Annotated in this window: 14 protein-coding genes; 10 read left to right on the forward strand and 4 right to left on the reverse strand. The window is 67.0% G+C overall.

Features of this window, described 5'->3' with window-relative positions:
* Positions 1–29: 29 nt before the first annotated feature.
* Positions 30–836, forward strand: coding sequence for a non-homologous end joining protein Ku (ku, locus tag V5G24_RS20690; RefSeq protein WP_394083735.1), 807 nt, complete (start codon positions 30–32; stop codon positions 834–836).
* A gap of 286 nt (positions 837–1122) precedes the next feature.
* Here ku (V5G24_RS20690) and ku (V5G24_RS20695) read toward each other — a convergent pair whose 3' ends face one another.
* A complete protein-coding gene (gene ku / locus V5G24_RS20695) occupies positions 1123–2097 on the reverse strand; it encodes a non-homologous end joining protein Ku (protein WP_394083733.1) in 975 nt (324 codons plus the stop codon).
* A gap of 190 nt (positions 2098–2287) precedes the next feature.
* On the opposite strand from ku (V5G24_RS20695), the gene V5G24_RS20700 reads away from it, so the two are divergent.
* The 8 genes from V5G24_RS20700 to V5G24_RS20735 all read left to right on the forward strand — a co-directional run bounded on the left by V5G24_RS20700 (position 2288) and on the right by V5G24_RS20735 (position 11342).
* On the forward strand, positions 2288–3649 hold the full coding sequence (locus V5G24_RS20700) for an MHYT domain-containing protein (protein ID WP_394083731.1): 1362 nt from the start codon (positions 2288–2290) through the stop codon (positions 3647–3649).
* A 193-nt stretch (positions 3650–3842) separates the two neighbouring features.
* Positions 3843–4709, forward strand: coding sequence for an FAD binding domain-containing protein (locus tag V5G24_RS20705; protein ID WP_394083729.1), 867 nt, complete (start codon positions 3843–3845; stop codon positions 4707–4709).
* A 27-nt stretch (positions 4710–4736) separates the two neighbouring features.
* Positions 4737–5237 carry a 2Fe-2S iron-sulfur cluster-binding protein gene (locus V5G24_RS20710; RefSeq protein ID WP_394083727.1) on the forward strand — a complete coding sequence of 167 codons (501 nt, stop codon included), beginning with the start codon at positions 4737–4739 and terminating at the stop codon, positions 5235–5237.
* Positions 5234–7678 (forward strand): aerobic carbon-monoxide dehydrogenase large subunit, encoded by a 2445-nt coding sequence (locus V5G24_RS20715; RefSeq protein ID WP_394083725.1) that lies wholly within the window; start codon positions 5234–5236, stop codon positions 7676–7678. The genes V5G24_RS20710 and V5G24_RS20715 overlap by 4 nt, the downstream gene beginning before the upstream one ends.
* 56 nt (positions 7679–7734) lie before the next feature.
* On the forward strand, positions 7735–8613 hold the full coding sequence (locus tag V5G24_RS20720) for an AAA family ATPase (RefSeq protein WP_394083723.1): 879 nt from the start codon (positions 7735–7737) through the stop codon (positions 8611–8613).
* Positions 8613–9818 (forward strand): vWA domain-containing protein, encoded by a 1206-nt coding sequence (locus V5G24_RS20725; protein ID WP_394083721.1) that lies wholly within the window; start codon positions 8613–8615, stop codon positions 9816–9818. The genes V5G24_RS20720 and V5G24_RS20725 overlap by 1 nt, the downstream gene beginning before the upstream one ends.
* A gap of 14 nt (positions 9819–9832) precedes the next feature.
* Positions 9833–10654: an XdhC family protein gene (locus V5G24_RS20730; RefSeq protein ID WP_394083719.1), complete on the forward strand. Its 822-nt coding sequence runs from the start codon at positions 9833–9835 to the stop codon at positions 10652–10654.
* A 19-nt stretch (positions 10655–10673) separates the two neighbouring features.
* Complete coding sequence (locus V5G24_RS20735; protein WP_394083717.1) at positions 10674–11342, forward strand: SRPBCC family protein; 669 nt, start codon at positions 10674–10676, stop codon at positions 11340–11342.
* Positions 11343–11478: 136 nt separating this feature from the next.
* On the opposite strand, the gene V5G24_RS20740 is transcribed toward V5G24_RS20735, so the two are convergent.
* Entirely contained in the window at positions 11479–12042 is a 564-nt protein-coding gene (locus V5G24_RS20740) for a hypothetical protein (protein WP_394083715.1), read from the reverse strand.
* A gap of 525 nt (positions 12043–12567) precedes the next feature.
* On the opposite strand from V5G24_RS20740, the gene V5G24_RS20745 reads away from it, so the two are divergent.
* Positions 12568–13773, forward strand: coding sequence for an ABC transporter substrate-binding protein (locus V5G24_RS20745; protein WP_394083713.1), 1206 nt, complete (start codon positions 12568–12570; stop codon positions 13771–13773).
* Positions 13774–13850: 77 nt separating this feature from the next.
* Here the strand turns inward: V5G24_RS20745 and V5G24_RS20750 are convergent, their stop codons facing one another.
* Positions 13851–15551, reverse strand: a complete 1701-nt coding sequence (locus tag V5G24_RS20750) for a hypothetical protein (protein WP_394083711.1) — start codon at positions 15549–15551, stop codon at positions 13851–13853.
* Positions 15552–16010: 459 nt separating this feature from the next.
* The gene (locus V5G24_RS20755) at positions 16011–16586 is read right to left on the reverse strand and encodes a cob(I)yrinic acid a,c-diamide adenosyltransferase (protein ID WP_394083709.1); all 576 of its coding nucleotides are present in this window, start codon (positions 16584–16586) and stop codon (positions 16011–16013) included.
* Positions 16587–16671 lie beyond the last annotated feature (85 nt).

A 16671-nucleotide genomic window follows, 5' to 3' on the forward strand; every position in this document is an offset into this window, starting at 1 on the left:
GAGCGCACAATTCCGCCGGAGCAACGACGATGGCCAATCCGTCCTTCTGGAAGGGCTTTCTCAAGCTCTCCCTCGTCACCTGCCCGGTGGCCATGATGCCGGCGACCACCCAGGCGGAGAAAATCCGCTTCCACACTCTCAACCGCGAAACCGGCCATCGGGTCCGCGCGCAATATGTGGACAGCGAAAGCCAGGAGCCCGTCGCCGACGACGACCAGGTGATGGGCTATGCCCGCGACGGGGAAAGCTACGTCACCTTCGAGGACGAGGAACTGGACGCGGTGGCGCTGGAGAGCACGCGCACCATCGACATCGAGACCTTCGTTGAAGACGGCTCCATCGGCTGGCTCTGGTACGACACGCCGCATTATCTGTTCCCCAACGATCCCGTGGGGGAGGAAGCCTTCGCCGTCATCCGCGACGCCATGCGCGCGACCCGGACCGCCGGCATCGCCCGCCTGGTGCTCTATCGGCGCGAACGCGCGGTGCTGGTGAAGCCGGACGGCAAGGGCATGGTGGTGTGGACCTTGCGCTATGGCAACGAGGTACGCCCGCCGGACGAGGTGTTCGCCGCGCTCGACGCCACCAAGCCCGAGGCCCCGCTGATGAAGCTGGTGCAATCCCTCATCGCCGAGCGCGCGCAGCCCTGGAGCGCGGAGCTGGTGAAGGATCCCGTTCAGGCCGAACTGAAGGCCATCATCGCCGCCAAGAAGAAGGGCCGCGCCCGCGCCAAGCCGAAGGCCTCGGCCGAGGCGCCCAGCAATGTGGTGAACATCATGGACGCCCTGAAGCGCAGCCTGAAAGCCGAGGAGGGCCGGGGCAAGCGCGGCAAGTGAAGGCGGCGGGAAGAGCGGCAAGTGCGGGGCCTGTGTGCGCACGGATCCGGCCCGAGGCCCAATCGACATTCAGGGTCCCGCACAATTGAAGCAAAGCATCGTCATGCACGGGCTCGACCCGTGCATCCACGCGGCACCGCTGGCACCGGCTTTTCAAAGCCCGCGCGGTCGGCGAGGCGTGGATGGCCGGGACACGCCCGGCCATGACCGCTGAAAGACGAGGGGCAAGAAAGGAATAAAGGAAAAGGAATAAGGGAATGGCCGCGCCCGCCCAAAGGCCTTTGCTTCAGCCGGCCTTGCGAGCCGGCCCCGCCTTTGTCGATCCTGTCTTTGTCGATCCTGTCTTTGTCGGTCCTGCCTTGGACGCCTTCGTCTTGGCCGAGGATTTGGCGCCGCCCTTGGCGGGGTCCGCTGACTTGGGCAAAGCCTTCACGCCCGCTTTGGCCCCGTCCTTCGTGCCCCCTTTGGCCCCATCCCTCGCCCCGCCGCCTCCCCCGGCGCTCGCGCGCAGGGCATCCAGCAGATTGACCACGTTGGATTTCGCCGCCGCCTTCGGCCGGGCGATCTTGCGGCCCTCCAGCTTGGCGCGCACCAGATCCACCACCGCCGCCTCATAGCGGTCCTCGAAGGCGTGCGGATCAAAGCTGCCGGCCTTGGTGGCGATGATGTGCTTGGCGAGGTCCAGCATCTCGCCCTTCACCTTAAAGGCCGGCACCTGCGAAAACGCCTCGGCGGCGGCGCGGACCTCATAATCGAAGTTGAGCGTGGTCGCGATCATGCCGGCCTCGTAGGGCCGCAGCAGCACCGTGCGCACGCGGCGGAACAGCACCGTGCGCGCCACCGCCGCCACTTTCTTCGCCTCCATCCCGGCGCGGATCAGCGCGAACACCTTCGCCGCGACATCGTCCGTCGGCGCAAGGTAATAAGGCCGGTCGAAATAGACGAGGTCGATGTCGGCGCAGGCGATGAAGGCCGAGATATCCAGCGTCTTGTCGCTGTCCGGGACGGCGGCGGCGATCTCCTCGGGCTCCAGCACGACATAATCGCCGTTGCCGGTCTCATAGCCCTTCACCTGCTGGTCGCGCGGCACCTCCTCGCCGGTCTCCTCGTCCACGAACAGGCGGTTCAGCCGGTGGCCGCTGGTGCGGCTGACGGTGTGGAACGACACGCGCTCGGACTGGGAGACGGCGGAATAAAGCCCGACCGCGCAGCTCAGCTCCGCGATTTTGAGGAAACCCTTCCAATTGGCGCGAGGTGACACGGGCAGCTCCAATGCGCAGATCGAAGGTCAACGCGCCGGCATCGCCCGCGTTCCGCGCCCACCTCGCGAAGAGCTGCATTGACCCGCGCGCCGTGCGATTTTACTCAAGGAGTATAAGAATGGCCCGCATCGAACGCGGCCGCATTTCGGGAGAAGGACGCGCCGTGCGTGTCATGCCGGGAGAGGTGACGTGCTCGCCCATAATCCTTGGCTGGTGGCCCTGTCGCTGCTGATCGCGGCCCAGGGCAGCTATGTGAGCCTGCTGCTGGCGGACCAGGTGGACCGCAGCGCGGGCGTGCGCCGGCGCCTCGCGCTCGCGGCGGCGGCGGTGACGCTGGCGGTCAGCATCTGGTCCATGCATTTCGTCGGCATGCTGGCGGCGCAATTTCCCGTCGGCGTGGATTTCCTGGTCCTGCCAACGCTGGTCTCGTTTCTCATCTGCGTGCTGATGGTCGGCGCCGGGGTGCTGATCGTGCACACCTCCCACCCGCGCCCGCTGCGCATCGCCGGCGGGGCGCTCGCCATGGGGGCGGGGGTGATCGCGATGCATTATGTGGGCATGTCGGCCATCGACATGCCGGGCCACATGCACCATGCCCCGCGTTATGTGCTGGCGGCCGGATTGGTGGCGGTGGCCGCGAGCGCGCTCGCCTTGTGGCAGATGGAGCGGCCGTTCGTCAGCGCCTCGCGCATGGCCTCGGCGGTGCTGCTGGGGCTCGCCATTTCCGGCATGCATTATACCGCCATGGCCGGCATGAGCGTGATGGCCGACCACGGCGCCCCGCTCGCCGCCGCCGTGACGCCGAGCCTGTCGCACGATCTGATGGCGATGATCGTGGCGGTGGTGTCGTTCCTCATCTCCGGCGGGTTCCTGCTCTCTCTGATGCCGGAGCGCGAACCCGCGCCGACTGACGCGGGCTCTGCCGCTACAATCCCGCGCCCAGCACCCGCGCGCCCCACGTTTGCAGGCGCCACGTTTGCCGGCCCCGCGACCGCAGGCCCTGCCACCGGCCGGCCGGCGGGGCTCGGAGCGACGGGGCTCGGCGCGGCCGATACGGGTCCGTTCGATGCCGCCCCCTTCGCTCCCCCCCTACGGACGCCGATCGAAACCCAGCCGGCCGATGCCGTTGCGGCCGAGCGCGCCGGCTTCATGGACGACGCCATCCCTGCGCCGCTCCCCGCACCCGCCGGGAACGGAGCCTCCGGGCGCTTCGCCCGCGAGATCGAGGTGGAGAAGGACGGCCACCGCCGCGCCCTGCCGGTGGGGGAGATCGTGTTCGTGCGGGCCAATGCCCGCTACACCTATATCTCCGACGGCGCCCACGAATTCTTCTGCCAGCACACCATCGGCGAGGTGGACAGCCTGCTCGATCCCGCCGTCTTCATGCGGGTGCACCGCAGCTATATCGTCGCGCTCGCCCATATCGAGGCGGTGCGGCGGGTGGGGGATGCGGGCGCGGCGGAAATCGACGCGGTCCTGCAACGCAGCATTCCTGTTGCACGTGCGCGCTTCTCCACGCTGAAGCAGCGGGTGAGCGCCGCCAAGGCCTGAAAGGGTCAGCAGCACGGCCGCACTTCATGCAGAAGCGTCAGCAGTGCTGGCGCATTTCGTGCGCCAACAGCCGCGCTTCATGACCGTGCGAAGCCGTTGATTCCTTTGCTCTTGTTGCTGCGGCGCGAGAGCAGCGAGCCTCTTTGGAACAAGACCAAGTCGATTGACCTGTCTGTCCAGAGGGGAAGACGCCATGATTCCCGGTCGCTTCGAATATCACCGGCCGAAAAGCCTGCCGGAGGCGGTCGCGCTGCTGGCGCGGCTCGGCGAGGATGCCCGCCCACTGGCCGGTGGCCACAGCCTGATCCCCATGATGAAGCTGCGCATGGCGACGCCGGAGCATCTGGTGGACCTCGCCGGCATCGCCGACCTGAAGGGCATCCGCCACGAGGGCGGGCGCGTGCTCATCGGCGCCATGACCACCCAGGCCGAGCTGATCGCCTCCCCCGACCTTTCCACCGCCCTGCCGATCCTCAAGGAAACCGCGCTGCTGATCGCCGATCCGCAGGTGCGCTATGTGGGCACGCTCGGCGGGAATGTCGCCAATGGCGATCCCGGCAACGACATGCCGGCGGTGATGATGGCGCTCGACGCCACCTATCAGCTGGCGGGAGAGAAAGGCGCGCGCGAGGTCGCCGCCCGCGCATTCTATCAGGGCGCCTATTTCACCGCCCTTGAGCCGGGCGAGATGCTCGCCGCAATCTCCATTCCCGTGCCGCCGCAAGGCCATGGCGCGGCCTATGAGAAGCTGAAGCGCAAGATCGGCGATTATGCTACCGCCGCGGCGGCCGTGGTCCTGACCAGGGCGGACGGGCGCGTCGCGACCTGCGCCATCGCGCTCACAAACGTAGGCGATACCCCGCTGCTGGCGGAAGAAGCCGCGCACATCCTCACCGGCACCAGCGCGGACGCGGCGAGCATCGCCCGCGCCATCGCCGCCGCCGAGGCCATCACCGAACCGGCGACCGACGGACGCGGCACCGCCGCCTACCGCACCAAGATGGCCGGCATCATGCTCGAACGCGCCCTGGCGCGGGCGCTCGCCCGCGCTGCCGGCTGATCCCTCAAGTCCGCGAGGAAACCAAAAATGGCGAAGGTTCACGTCTCCATGACGGTGAACGGCGATGCGGTCGAAGGGCTCGTCGAGCCGCGCACGCTGCTCATCCATTTCATCCGCGAAAATCTCCTGCTCACCGGCGCCCATATCGGCTGCGACACCTCCCATTGCGGGGCCTGCACGGTGGATCTCGACGGCATGTCGGTGAAAAGCTGCACCCTGTTCGCGGTCCAGGCCGAAGGCGCCAGCATCACCACCATCGAGGGCATGGCGGCGCCCGACGGCACGCTGCACGCCTTGCAGGAAGGCTTCCGCATGATGCACGGGCTGCAATGCGGCTTCTGCACCCCCGGCATGATCCTGCGCGCCCATCGCCTGCTGCTGGAAAATCCGGACCCGAGCGAAGAAGAAATCCGCTTCGGCATCGCCGGCAACATGTGCCGCTGCACCGGCTACCAGAACATCGTCAAGGCGATCCAATACGCCGCCGCCAAGATCAATGGCGTGCCGTTCCAGGAGGCTGCGGAATGAACGACCAGACCCCCACCAAGGCGGAGCGCGAGGCGCGCCTCCAGGGCATGGGCTGCAAGCGCAAGCGGGTGGAGGACATTCGCTTCACGCAAGGCCGCGGCAATTATGTCGACGACATCAAATTGCCGGGCATGCTGTTCGGCGATTTCTACCGCTCGCCTTATCCCCACGCCCGAATCAAGAAACTCGACACCTCCCGCGCCAAAGCCCTGCCCGGCGTGCGCGCGGTGCTCACCGCCGCCGATCTCAAGCCGCTGAACCTGCATTACATGCCGACGCTGGCGGGCGACGTGCAGGCCGTGCTGGCGGACGAGAAGGTGCTGTTCCAGAACCAGGAAGTCGCCTTCGTCATCGCCGACGACCGCTATATCGCCGCCGACGCCATCGAGCTGATCGACTGCGAATATGAGGAACTGCCGGTCCTGGTGGACCCGTCCAAGGCCCTGCTGCCCGACGCGCCCATCCTGCGCGAGGACATTCAAGACAAAATGGTGGGCGCCCACGGGCCGCGCCGCCATGCGAACCACATCTTCAACTGGCAGGTGGGCGAGAAGGACGGCACGGACGAAGCCTTCGCCTCGGCGCCGGTGACGGTGAAGGAGACCTTCTATTATCACCGCACCCATCCTTCGCCCCTGGAAACCTGCCAGGCGCTCGCCTCCATGGACAAGATCAAGGGCGAGCTGACGCTCTACGGCACCTTCCAGGCGCCGCACGTCATCCGCACCGTGGTGTCGCTCATCTCGGGCCTGCCGGAGCACAAGATCCACGTGATCGCGCCCGACATCGGCGGCGGCTTCGGCAATAAGGTCGGCGCCTATGCCGGCTATGTCTGCGCGGTGGTGGGCTCCATCGTGCTCGGCAAGCCGGTAAAATGGGTCGAGGACCGGATGGAGAATCTCTCCACCACCTCGTTCGCCCGCGACTATCACATGACCACGGAACTTGCCGCGACGCAGGACGGCAAGATCCTCGCCATGCGCTGCTATGTGCTGGCCGACCATGGCGCGTTCGACGCCTGCGCCGACCCGTCCAAATGGCCAGCGGGCTTCATGAACATCTGCACCGGCTCCTATGACATCCCGGTGGCGCATCTGGAGGTGGACGGGGTCTATACCAACAAGGCGTCGGGCGGGGTGGCCTATCGCTGCTCGTTCCGGGTGACGGAAGCGGTCTATGCCATCGAGCGGGCGGTGGAAGTGCTGGCGCAGAAGCTCGGCATGGACAGCGCCGACCTGCGGGTGAAGAACTTCATCCGCCGCGATCAATTCCCGTATCACGCCGCGCTCGGCTGGGAATATGATTCCGGCGATTACCATTTCGCCATGGAAAAGGCGATGAACGCGGTGGATTATCGCGGCCTGCGCACAGAACAGGCGGCGAAGCGCGAAGCGTTCAAGCGCGGGGAAACCCGCGAGATCATGGGCATCGGCGTCTCCTTCTTCACCGAAATCGTCGGCGCCGGACCGTCCAAGAATTGCGACATCCTCGGCATCGGCATGTTCGACAGTTGCGAGATCCGCATTCACCCCACCGGCTCGGTGATCGCCCGCATGGGCACCAAGAGCCAGGGCCAGGGGCATGAGACCACGTATGCCCAGATCCTCGCGACCGAACTCGGCATCCCCGCCGACGACATCATGATCGAGGAGGGCAATACCGATACCGCGCCCTACGGCCTCGGCACGTACGGCTCGCGCTCCACCCCCACGGCGGGCGCCGCCACGGCCATGGCCGCACGCAAGATCCGGGCGAAGGCGCAGATGATCGCCGCGCACCTTCTGGAAGTGCATCACAACGATCTCGAATGGGACGTGGATGCTTTCCAGGTCAAGGGCCTGCCGGAGAAGCGCAAGAGCATGAAGGAGATCGCCTGGGCCTCCTACAACCAGCCGATCCCCAATCTGGAACCGGGGCTGGAGGCGGTGAATTATTACGATCCGCCCAACATGACCTATCCGTTCGGCGCCTATTTCTGCGTCATGGACATCGACGTGGACACCGGCGTGTTCAAGGTGCGCCGCTTCTACGCCCTGGATGATTGCGGCACGCGCATCAATCCCATGATCATCGAGGGGCAGGTCCATGGCGGGCTCACCGAGGCGTTCGCGGTCTCCATGGGCCAGGAGATCCGCTACGATGCCATGGGCAATGTGATGGGGGCGTCCTTCATGGACTTCTTCCTGCCCACGGCGGTGGAAACGCCCCATTGGGAGACCGATTTTACCGAGACCCCCTCGCCGCATCATCCCATCGGCGCGAAGGGCGTGGGCGAGAGCCCGCATGTGGGCGGCGTGCCGTGCTTCTCCAATGCGGTGAACGACGCTTTCTCCTTCCTCGGCACCACCCATATCAACATGCCGCACGATGCCTGGCGCATGTGGGAAACCGCGGAAAAGCTCGGCCTGCACGCGCGCCCCGCCGCCGCCGCCGCCGCCTGATTCCTCCAGGGAGGGCGCCTGTGCGCCCTCCCTTCTTTTTCAATGGCGAAGCAAATATGAGCGACCGGGACATCATCGCGCAGCGCCTCGCCGAGGCCGGCTATCTCGCCGACCGCGACCTTGCGACCGCGCTCTACCTGATGGACCTGCTGCACCGTCCGCTGCTGCTGGAAGGCGCGGCCGGGGTGGGCAAGACGGCGGTGGCGCAGGCGCTCGCAAAAGTGCACGGCGCGCCGCTGATCCGCCTGCAATGCTATGAGGGCCTGGACCAGAACGCCGCCCTCTATGAATGGAACTACCAGCGCCAGATCCTCGCGCTGAAAGCCCGCGAGGGCAGCGGCGAGAGCCCGCGCGCGGTGGAGGCGGAGATTTTCTCGCAGGACTATCTGCTGGAGCGCCCGCTGCTCGCGGCGATCCGCTCCATCACGCCCGCCGTCCTGCTGATCGACGAGGTGGACCGGGCGGACGAGGAGTTCGAAGCCTTCCTGCTGGAAATCCTCTCCGATTTCCAGGTGACCATTCCCGAACTCGGCACCGTGACGGCGCGTTCCATTCCGCGCGTGGTGCTCACCTCCAACGGCACGCGCGAACTCTCCGACGCGCTGCGCCGCCGCTGCCTCTATCATTTCGTGGATTTCCCGGAAGTGGACCGCGAAGCCGCCATCCTGAAAGCCCGCGTGGCGGACATCGACGCGGCGCTGGCGCTCCAGGTGGCGCGCTTCGTGCGCGATGTGCGGCGGGAAGACCTGCGCAAGGTGCCGGGCGTCGCCGAGAGCCTGGATTTTGCCGCCGCCCTCACCGGTATCGGGCTGAAAGACCTGCGGCACGATCCGGAAAGCGTCTACGACCTGCTCATCACCTTGCTGAAGACCCACGAAGACCGCTGCGCTTTACCGCGCGAAGTGGTCTCGCGCCTGCTGGAACAGGTGGCCTGATGCCCGCGCCCGCCCCGTCTTTCCGTCCCGAGCCGAACCCGGCGGGCGAGAGCGTGCGCGCGCGGCTCGCCGGGTTCGTGCGGGCGCTGCGCGACAACGGCTTCGCCACCGGCCTTGCGGAAAGCGCCGATGCGCTGCGCGTGCTGGCCGCGCCCGGCCTTGCCGACAAGACACGGCTGCGCGCCGCATTGCGCGCCCTGTTCGCCTCGCGCCGCTCGGATTGGGAGAAATTCGACGCTCTGTTCGACGCCTTCTGGTTCGAGAAGCATTTGCGGGCGAGCGTGCGCCTGGCGGACCAGCGCCGCACCCCCACCGCCTTGCCGCTGCGCCCCGGCGCGGATGCACCCGAAGCCGGCGGAACCGGGCCGGTGAGCCGGGTGGACCGCGTGCCGGGGAGCGATACGGGCGCGGACGAAGGCGCCGCGCAACGCCGCGCCGGCGCTTCGCGGGCCGAGCGGCTGGAGACCACCGACTTCCGCCACGTCGCCGACCCGCAGGAGCTAGAGCGCGCCTATGCGCTGGCCCAGCGCCTCGCCAAGGCCATGCGGGCCCGCCTCACCCGCCGCGCCCGCGCCGCCCGCACCGGCGCCCGGCTGGATTTGCGGCGCACGCTCCATCGCTCGGTCGCGCGGGGTGGCGTGCCGGTTGAACTGGTGCATCGCCGCCGCCGCACGAAGCCACTGAAGCTGGTGATCCTGCTGGATGCTTCCGGCTCCATGAGCCCCTATGTGGCGGTGTTCGTGCGCTTCATCCACGGCGCGCTGGAGAGCTTCCGCCAGGCCGCCGCCTTCGTGTTCCACACCCGCCTGATCGACGTGACCGACGCGGTGAAGGAGAAGGACCCGCAGCGCGCCATGGACCGGCTCGGCCTCATGGCCCAGGGGGTGGGCGGCGGCACGCGCATCGGCGAGAGCCTCGCCACCTTCAACCGCTGGCACGCCGCGCGCACGCTCCATTCGCGCACCGCCGTGCTGATTGTCTCCGACGGCTACGACACCGGCGAACCCGCGCTGCTGGCGCGCGAGATGGCGGCGCTGCATCGCCGCTGCCGCCGCATCGTATGGCTTAATCCCATGATCGGCTGGCGCGATTATGCCCCGGAGGCCGCCGGGATGAAGGCGGCGCTGCCGTTCGTGGACCTGTTCGCGCCGGCCCACAATCTGGAGAGCCTGGAAGCTCTCGAACCCTATCTTGCCCGGCTATGACGGGAGGAGGCGCCATGACCAGTCCCATCGACATGTTCGCGCTCATGGACGGCATGAAGCAGAAGGAACAGCCGTTCGCCCTCGCCACCGTGGTGCGCACGGTCTCCGTCACCGCCGCCAAGGCGGGGGCGAAGGCGCTGATTTTGCCCGACGGCACGGTGCTCGCCGGCTGGATCGGCGGCGGCTGCGCGCGCGGGGCAACGCTGAAGGCCGCCCGCGAGGCGCTCGCCGACGGCCAACCGCGTTTGGTCTCGATCCAGCCGGAAGACCTGCTGGAAGATCTCGGCGTGCACGCCGGGGAGACCCGCGAGGGGGTGCGCTACGTCTCCAACATGTGCCCGTCGAAGGGCACCATGGACATTTTCGTGGAACCCGTGCTGCCGCGCCCGGAACTGGTGGTGATGGGGGCATCTCCGGTGGCGGTGGCGCTGGTGGCGCTGGCGCCGCAGTTCGGCTTCAGCGTCACCGCCGCCGCGCCGGCCGCGGACCATGCGAAATTCGCCGGCGCCGACCATATGACAGACGGCTTTATGCCGCCGCCGGCCAGCGGGGCGCGCTTCGTCGTGGTCTCCACCCAGGGCGCGGGCGATCTTGCCGCCCTCACCGCCGCGCTCGGCCTGGAGGCGCGCCATGTGGCCTTCGTGGGCTCGCGGCGCAAGGCGCAGACGCTCAGCGAGAAATTGCGCGACGCCGGCATTCCGCAAGCCCGGCTCGACGCCCTGAAAGCCCCGGCGGGCCTCGATCTCGGCGCCATCACGCCGGAGGAGATCGCGCTCTCCATCCTCGCCGAACTGGTGCTCGTGCGCAGGCGCGACCAGCGCGGCGCCGTTTCCTAGAAAAAGAGAGACCATCGCCATGGATATGAACGGCTCACAGCGCATCGAAGCCAGCCCGGCGGCCGTCTGGGCGGCGCTGAACGATCCGCAGGTGCTGAAGCAATGCATTCCCGGCTGCGAGAGTATCGAGAAGACCTCGGACACGCAGATGGAAGCCGTGGTGGTGCTGCGGGTGGGGCCGGTGAAGGCCTCGTTCAAGGGCGCCGTCACCTTGTCGGACATCATGCCGGAACAGGGCTACACCATCACCGGCGAAGGCTCCGGCGGGCTTGCCGGCTATGCCAAGGGCAGCGCCAAGGTGCGCCTGGAGCCGGAAGGCGACGCCACGCTGCTGCATTATGAGGTGAAGGCGGATGTGGGCGGCAAGCTGGCCCAGCTCGGCGCGCGGCTGATCGACGCCACGGCGAAGAAGCTGGCGGGCGAATTCTTCACCAATTTCGGCGCCGCGGTCGCCCCGCCGCCGGCCGCCGAACCCGCGCTCGCGGACGCGACGCCGGAGCCGGACGCGGCGGCGCCCGCCGAAGGCGTGGAAAAATCCGGCAAGGGCTGGCTCGGCGGCCTGTTCGGCAAGGCGACGGCGGGCGCGCTGGTGGCGGGATTTTTGCTCGTGCCGCCCTGCTGCCTCAACGGCACCCATGCTCACGCGGCTGGGGAATTCGCCTTCCCCATCTGCCACGGCAAAGGCTGACGGGCGCTCCCATAAAGCGATCCGGGTGTTTTTCAGAGCGATACCGCCCGGATTTCAATTGTGTCTGTGGCTTGACGAGCCGCTGATGCAAAAGGGTGGCGGGTGCGAAGGGGAGGCGGATCGCGTCGCCGTTTCATCATCCCGACCCCTGCTTTTTCATCTGGCTCATATCCATGAACCCCCCTCCTCTCCAGTCAGCCCGCGAATTACCCATGGTCGTTCCCCCCACCTCACGCTCTTCCAGGAAGCCTGACGTTGAGACCGATAAAAGGAAGAAGATAAACGCGTCGACAACACAGGTATGCGTGAAATTATAACCGTATCTCAGCGCGATCGGCAGCCATGTTCCAATTTCGTTTCTTGCGTCATCCATGACTCCCTTTTGCGTTTTTTTCATAGTACTTAGAATTTTCTCTCGGGCTGCATGATATTCTCGTCGGCGCGCCGCCTCATCCGGGACCGGCAGGAAAGCCGGCTGGGTGGGCTCGGCCTCATCCTCATCCTCATCCTCATCCTCATGACCGCGCCTGGTCCCGACGCTGGAAAATCTCTCGTCCGCCTGCACGCGAAGTAAATTCCGGATGGCGGGGGCGTTTCTCACGGCTACCGCCTGGGTTGCGATATTCTGCAAATTCGCCGCAGCTTGCACCAGCGCACCCGTAGCTGTGCGGGACTCTCCGTCAAGGATGTTTCTGACCATAGCCACCCTCTCTCGCCGTTTAAAAACGTCGCTTTTCGTCCAGGATCGTCCAAGTTACGGATAAACACTGGGATCAGCCGGTAGTTTTGTGCTTCAGCTCGTTTGAGGCTTTCACCTTTACGTTATCCATGCGTGGCCCCCGGCGGCTCGAATCCGGCCTTGCCGGGCCTGCGCACATCTCACCGGCCGGGCATCTCACCGACCGATTGAATTCAAGATCCCCGCCCGACCGGTGGCCCAAGCGTCCGTTTCGCCATCGGATCGCCCGTCCCCTCGCCTTCGGGCGCCGCGGCTTCCCAGAACGAACGGCATTGGCCGCCCTTTCCGCCGCCGTCTCAGCCCATACGTGACGTTACGACATTGTACTATCTCGCTTAGTTTCCTCTGCCAGGGCGCATAAAAGCGGCGCCGGAAGGCCCTCAAAGGTTGACTCCCCCGTCGTTTCAGCCACGATCTGAACACTGAATTCCGAATTCAGTGAAGGCTCGCCAAAGCCGAAATGAAAACATCGCGGGAGAAAACCTTATGATCGCATCACGCCTCGTGATCGCAGCCTTATGCGCCGCAATGGCCGGGCCTGCCCTCGCCCAGACCGTGCCGCCCATCAAGATCGGCGTGCTGAACGACCGCACCGGCATCTATGCGGATTTCGCCGGCCAGGGCTCGGTTGTCGGCGCCCAGATGGCGGTGGAGGATTTCCAGAAGACCCATCCCGACATCAAGGTGGAGATCCTCGCCGCCGACCATCAGAACAAGGCCGACGTGGGCTCCGCCATCGCGCGCAAATGGTATGACGAGGACGGTGTCGACATGATCGTGGACGTGCCGAATTCGGCCGTCGCCCTCGCGGTCAACGAGGTCTCGCGCGAGAAGAACAAGGTCCTGATCGTCTCGGGCGGCGGCACATCCGACCTCACCGGGCCGAAATGCGCGCCCAATACCATTCACTGGACGTTCGATACCTGGTCGCTGGCCCACGGCACCGGCAGCGCCATGGTGAAGCGGGGCGGCGATACCTGGTTCTTCATCACGGCGGATTATGCCTTCGGCCACGCGCTGGAGCGCGATACGGCGAAAGTGGTGACGGAATCCGGCGGCAAGGTGCTCGGCAGCGCGCGCGCGCCCATGGGCGGCTCGGATTTCGGCTCCTTCCTGCTCCAGGCGCAAAGCTCCAAGGCCAAGGTGATCGGCCTTGCCAATGCGGCGGCGGACACCACCAACACCATCAAGCAGGCCTCTGAATTCGGCATCACCCAGGGCGGGCAGAAACTCGCCGGGCTTTTGATCTTCCTCACCGATGTGCATTCCCTCGGCTTGAAGGTGGCGCAGGGCCTGGTGCTGACCGAGGCTTTCTATTGGGACCAGAACGAGGGCACCCGCGCTTTCTCCAAGCGCTTCGGCGCACGCATGGGCGGCACCATGCCCACCATGGTGCATGCCGGCGTCTATTCGGCCGTGACCCATTATCTGAAGGCGGTCGTGGCGGCGAAATCCAAAGACTCCGACAAGGTGGTGGCGCAGATGAAGGCGATTCCCACCGACGATCCGCTGTTCGGCAAGGGCCAGGTGCGCGCCGACGGCCGCCACATCCACAATATGTACCTGTTCGAGGTGAAGACCCCGGCGGAGTCCAAGGGCGAGTGGGACATCTACAACACCCTCGCCACCATCCCCGCCGCCGACGCCTTCCGCCCCCTCAGCGAAGGCCATTGCCCGCTCGTGAAGAGCTGAGCGCGGCGCAAGAGAGCCCCTTCCCGTCTCGGGAGGGGGCTTTTGAATTCAAAGACGCGGAGGCCCAGACGCTGACTCTAAGTCGGCCCGCCCAGAAGCCGGGACCCGCCGAGGGGACAGGCGGAGCGCCCGTCCTCCAGCAGGATGAAGGCGCCCACCTGCGTCGGCCCCGTGAGCTTCACATGCCCGCGCCAGCCCACTTCCTGCCGCGTCACCGGGGGGATCGACGCCACAATATCGGGCCGCAGCCCGTCGGTGAGGCCGTAGCCGACGATGGTTCCGGCGGCATCGACCAGGAGGATTTTTTCAGGCGCCCCCGCGCGGGCCGGATCCCAGGCCCAGCCGGTCACCCGGAAGGCGGTTCCCGGCGGATTGTCCGGCACCGCCTGCGCGCCCTCGAACGCGCCGAGACAGGCGGAGGCGGGGCGGAGCGTGGCATGCGCCATAAGCGGCGTTCCGAGCCAGCCCGCCCAGGGGGTCGCGAACAGCGCGAGCCGCTGCCGGCGCAAGAGGTCCGCCCGCGCGGCGACGACGTTCGGATCGAGGAAGATCTTGGCGAATTCCTTATCGTCCCGCACGTTCGCAAGCAGCGCGGTGGCGGCGCCGTCCCGGGTGAGGCGCATGGCATGCACCACATCGTCCACATGGCGGCCATAGCCGGCCATGAGCATTAGCGCGCACACCGCCGAAGCCGGCGCGAGCAAGCGGAACCGGCCCGGCAGCAGGCTCCACCACAGGAAGGTGAGCGCGAGCCAGAAGGTCAGGCTCGGCGTCAGATAGCGGCTGGCCAGCGCCTGCCCCACGCCGAACGTCAGCCGCCCGAGCGAGGTCAAGGCGGCGGAGGCGGCGATGAAGAGGATGACATAAAGCAGCACCAGCCGCGCCGGGGTCGCGAAGGAGGGGCGGGCCACCAGCACGGCGCCGCCGAAAATGCCCAGGCCGACCCCGATTCCCCCCATCACGATGGCGATCAGATGGCGATGGCCCTGCACGGCGGCGATCTGCACCCGGAGCAGTTCTTCCAGCGGCTGGCCGAGATAGGCGAGCGTATAGCGCAGCGAAGTCAGCGGCCGGAGCAGCGCGGCGAACGGGGTCAAGTCCGGATCGGGGGATTGATAGCCGGCGAGATAGAGCGCGATCAGCCCCGCCGCCACGCCCGCGAGCACGGCGGTTTCGCGCCGGGGTCGCCCCAGCCAGATGGCGAGCGGCGGCAGGAGGAGGCAGACCAGGACGCCGTTGGACAGGGACCCCACGGCCAGCGCCGCGCAGAGCGAAGCGGCGCCCACCCCGGCCCATCCCCGCACCGCCGCGATGGCCGCGAATGCGAGCGTGCCCGCGAGAAAGACCGCGAAGAACTGCGTCTGGAAGCTATAGAGAAAGTTTTCCCACTGCCCGCCCCAGAACATATATCCAAGCGAGATCGCACCCGCCAAAATGACATTCGCCGCACCCCGCACCCCGGCCCAATAGACGAGGGCCGCGAACGTGACGGCGTGGACCACCTGCATCGCAAGACTTGCGTAAAAATTTACCAGATATGTCCCGCTCGACAAGAGCTGATCGAGCATCGACAACAAGCGAAAAACAACGATGCGATGCTCATTATGCTGGCTGAAAAGCTGATCGATGCAATCCTGAAGGGAAAGAACCGCCCATTGATCCATGAAGGGAAGCGGGAGGTAAGCATCATACATCGCCCGCAAGGTGGTCAGAACCACCGACGCCGCGCAGAGGAGAGCGATGAACGTGAGAACATAAAGCAAGACGCGAGACATCATGACCCGGCCCCCACCGGTCAAGGATGCAGTCTTCTCGAACGCCATCGGCCCCCCGATAATGTCGCATATTCGTAATATTACGTGAGCCCCGCACGCTTTTAGTGCTCACGATCGCGCCGCAGTGCCAGCTTTATTCCGGCGCCTGGGGGGATGCAACGCCTCGTCGGGCGGCGGACGCGGAAGGCTTCGGATTCGGGCGCGTGAAGGTCCGTGCCATCGCGGGACGGCAGCTGTCTCGCAGCGAACAGGCGGGCGAACAGGGGGCGAACGGATCGGGCGCGAATCGGCGCGCGGCGGCGGATCGCGCTTTGTTCCAAGGCTCCAACGCCGCGATGTCGCGCTGTTGCGCTGTTGCGCTGTCGCGATATGGCGAGCGGCGCCACGCGCAGCCCACTGGCGCGGGCCGCCTGACATGCAGCAGGAAGGCGCGCCGGAAAGCGCGCCGGGCGTAAGCCCGCCTCAGTCCAGCGCCGTCCCCGCCGAGAGGCTCAGCGACCGGTCGAAGCGCGGTTCGGGGCGGCCGGCGTCGCGATTGGCCGCGCGGGCGAGCAAGGCGAGGAGATCGCCCAGCCGGTTGACATAGGCGATGCCGGCGCTGCCGGGCGCGGGCGGGTCGATCTCGGCCTGGGACACCAGCCGCCGCTCGGCCCGCCGGCACACCGCGCGGGCAACCGCCGCATGGGCCGCCGGGAGCGAGCCGCCGGGGATGAGCGTCGCGGCCACCACCGGAAGATCCGCCTCCAGCCGCCCGATGAGGCCGTCGAGCCGGCGCACATAGGCCATGGACAAGTGCGGCGCGCCGGGCGCGGCAACCTGTTGAAGCAGCTCGTGCACGTCGTTCTGGGCGATGGCGAGCGCCTGCCCGGCCTCACCGGCCGCGCCGCCTTCCGCCAGCACCGCGAGCCAGCCGGCCAATTCCTCCACCGCGCCGATCAGTTCGACCGTGGGGCTGTCCTTTTCAACGCGAGCGCCGGTGGCGAGGCGGGTGATGCCGCCATCGCCGGCGGAGGTGCTCCAGCTTGCAAGACTGCTCATGTCGTTTCTCCGTCGGCTTGCGCCAGGCGGCCGCCCTGTGCCGGGCGGTCCGCCGTCCCGCGCCGGGCGCCATGCCCGCCGCGCG

It is taken from the genome of Roseixanthobacter finlandensis (genome assembly GCF_043195105.2).
Taxonomy (GTDB): Bacteria; Pseudomonadota; Alphaproteobacteria; order Rhizobiales; family Xanthobacteraceae; genus NCEH01.